General features: G+C 70.2%; 2 protein-coding genes and 1 pseudogene. 1 reads left to right on the top strand and 2 read right to left on the bottom strand.

Features of this window, described 5'->3' with window-relative positions; genetic code table 11:
- Positions 1-157, bottom strand: a pseudogene (locus tag CA983_RS48655) (VWA domain-containing protein); the annotation flags it as partial.
- A gap of 280 nt (positions 158-437) precedes the next feature.
- Here CA983_RS48655 and CA983_RS42320 point away from each other — a divergent pair.
- The gene (locus CA983_RS42320) at positions 438-2,531 is read left to right on the top strand and encodes a PhoX family protein (RefSeq protein ID WP_086605945.1); all 2,094 of its coding nucleotides are present in this window, start codon (positions 438-440) and stop codon (positions 2,529-2,531) included.
- Positions 2,532-2,550: 19 nt separating this feature from the next.
- On the opposite strand, the gene CA983_RS42325 is transcribed toward CA983_RS42320, so the two are convergent.
- A partial coding sequence (locus tag CA983_RS42325) for an endonuclease/exonuclease/phosphatase family protein (RefSeq protein ID WP_208637169.1) occupies positions 2,551-2,902 on the bottom strand: 352 nt, incomplete at its 5' end.

Here is a 2,902-nt window from a genome sequence, read left to right on the forward strand (position 1 = left end):
GTTCCGTCGCGGCGGGTGTGGGGGGCTGGGGCGTCGGTGATTCCTGGGAGGGCGTTTCCCCGGTGGTCGTCGTGGTCTGCGCCGCACCCTCCGCCTCGGTGGTCCGTGACTTGCGTGACCGTCCGAACGCGTTCCGCAAGAGAGTGAGAATGCCCATGTGCGCGCAACCCTTCGCGTGAATTGAAGCCCGTCAATCCCTGGCCAGGACGGACACGTAAGGTTAGCGGCCCTCCTGGGTGATCTTGGGCAGGGTCGGGGAAGGGGGCCCCATGCTGTCAAGAGGGACATCCGGCCTGCGAAGGTGTCGCTGTGCTGAATCGCCGTAACTGCCGTAAGGCTGCCGCAGGTTCACCCTCTGTTCATCCTGGCGCCCGGCTGCCGCACATATGTGCCCCTACGGTCACGCTGACACCATGGGCATCCAAGGAGAGAGCAAAGTGCGAAAGCTGCTGCCGTTGATCGGAACGCCGTCCGGTTCGCACCCTGGCGGTCGGTCCGCCATGACCTGTCGTTTCCGGTGTGGTGACGCCTGCTTCCACGAGGTGCCCAACACCAGCTCCAACGAGTACGTCGGTGATGTGATCGCCGGTGCGCTCAGCCGCCGGTCGATGATGCGGGCCGCGGCTGTCGTGACCGTGGCCGCCGCCGGAGCGGGGGCTGTGGGTGTCGCGCAGGCTCCGCAGGCCGGCGCCGTGCCGGCCGATGCCGCCCCGGCCGGCACGGCCGCCGACGCCGCTCGGCGTAAGAGCAAGGGCGCGCGCGGTCTGCGCTTCGCGCCCGTCGCACCCAACACCACCGACGCCGTGACCGTGCCGGAGGGGTACCGGCAGAACGTCGTCATCCGCTGGGGCGAGCCCATCCTGCGCGGTGCGCCCGCCTTCGACCCGGAGAAGCAGACCGCCAAGGCGCAGGCCGGGCAGTTCGGGTACAACTGCGACTTCCTCGCGCTCCTTCCGCTGCCCGGGGAGCGGAACAGGCAGCTGCTCGTCGCCAACCATGAGTACACCGACGAGGTGCTCATGTTCCGGGGGTACGACGCCGCCAACCCCACCCGTGAGCAGGCCGAGATCGCCTGGGCCGCGCACGGGCTGTCCGCCGTCGTCGTGGAGGGGGACCGGAAGACCGGGAAGCTCACCGCCGTTGCGCGGCACCAGCTCAACCGGCGCGTCACCGCCACCACCGAGTTCCGGCTCACCGGGCCCGTCGCCGGCTCCGACCTCGTGAAGACCTCCGCCGACCCGACCGGCACCAAGGTGCTCGGCACCCTCAACAACTGCTCGGGCGGCGTCACCCCGTGGGGCACGACCCTGCACGGCGAGGAGAACTTCAACCAGTACTTCGCCAACAGCAGCCGGGCGACCGACAAGCGGTACGGCATCGGGACCGGGGCCAGCGAGCGGAAGTGGGAACGGTTCGACAAGCGGTTCGACGTCGCCCAGGAGCCGAACGAGGTGCATCGGTTCGGGTACGTGGTGGAGTTCGACCCGTATGACCCCAGCTCCACCCCGCGCAAGCACACCGCCCTCGGGCGGTTCAAGCACGAGGCCGCCACCGTGCGGCTCACGCGCGACGGTCGGCCCGTCGTCTACTCGGGTGACGACGAGCGGTTCGACTACTTCTACAAGTTCGTCGGCAGCAAGCGGATGCGGCACGGCAGCAGCAGGGCCGTGCGGGAGCACAACCTCTCGCTCCTCGACGAGGGGACGCTGTACGTCGCCARGCTCACCGGTGACTCCCCCGCCATCGAGATCGACGGCACGGGCAAGCTGCCGAACGACGGCGAGTTCGACGGCAGCGGCGAGTGGATTCCGCTGGCCACCGCCACCGCCGACGGTGCCGTCTCGCACGTGGACGGGATGAGCGCCGAGGAGGTGTTCGTCTTCACGCGTCTCGCCGGTGACAAGGTGGGCGCGACGAAGATGGACCGGCCCGAGGACATCGAGCCCAACCCGGTGACCGGCAAGGTGTACGTCGCCCTGACCAACAACAGCAACCGTGGTGTCGGCTCCAACGCCAAGGCGGACGAGGCCAATCCGCGCAACGCCAACAAGCACGGGCACGTGCTGGAGCTCACCGAGCGCTGGAACCGGCCCGAGAGCACCAGGTTCGCCTGGTCGCTGTTCTTGGTCGCCGGTGACCCGGACGACCCGGCGACCTACTTCGCCGGGTTCCCGAAGGACGGCGTCAGCCCGATCTCCTGCCCGGACAACGTCGCCTTCGACCCCTACGGCAACCTGTGGATCTCCACCGACGGCTCCCAGCTCGGCTCGCACGACGGCCTGTTCGGCGTGGCGACCCGGGGTGAGCGGCGCGGTGAGCTGAAGCAGTTCCTGACCGTGCCGAAGGGTGCCGAGACCTGCGGTCCGATCATCCAGGACCGGCGCGTGCTGGTCGCCGTGCAGCACCCGGGCGAGATCGACGGCGCGTCCGTGGAGAAGCCGGCCAGCACCTGGCCCGACGGACCCGGGAAGTACGTCCGGCCGGCCGTCGTGGCCGTGTGGCGTGCGGACGGCTGCGACATCGGCGTCTGACCGAGCCGCGGCAGCAGCCCTACCTGCCTTCGTGCAGCGTCAGGTCCGTCACCACCGCCCGGTGGTCCGTGTCGGCCACGTCCAGGATGCGCGTGCGGTCGGCCGCGAAGTGCTTCGACACCAGGACGTGGTCGATCTGCGCGCCGAACGTCGGGGCGGTCCGGGCCGGCCAGGTGGCCGTGCGGTCGGCGTCGTCCAGGCGGGCGGCGTCGCTCAGGCCGGTGTCGAGGATGCGGCGGAAGGCGGCGTGGTCCTGGGAGGCGTTGAAGTCGCCGGCCAGGACCAGGGGGGTGCCGGGGTCGGCGGCGGCCGTGTCGCGCAGGGCGCCGAGTTCCCTGTTCCAGAGGTCCACCTGGCCGGGGATCGGGGGC

The organism is Streptomyces swartbergensis (assembly GCF_002148965.1).
Lineage (GTDB): Bacteria > Actinomycetota > Actinomycetes > Streptomycetales > Streptomycetaceae > Streptomyces > Streptomyces swartbergensis.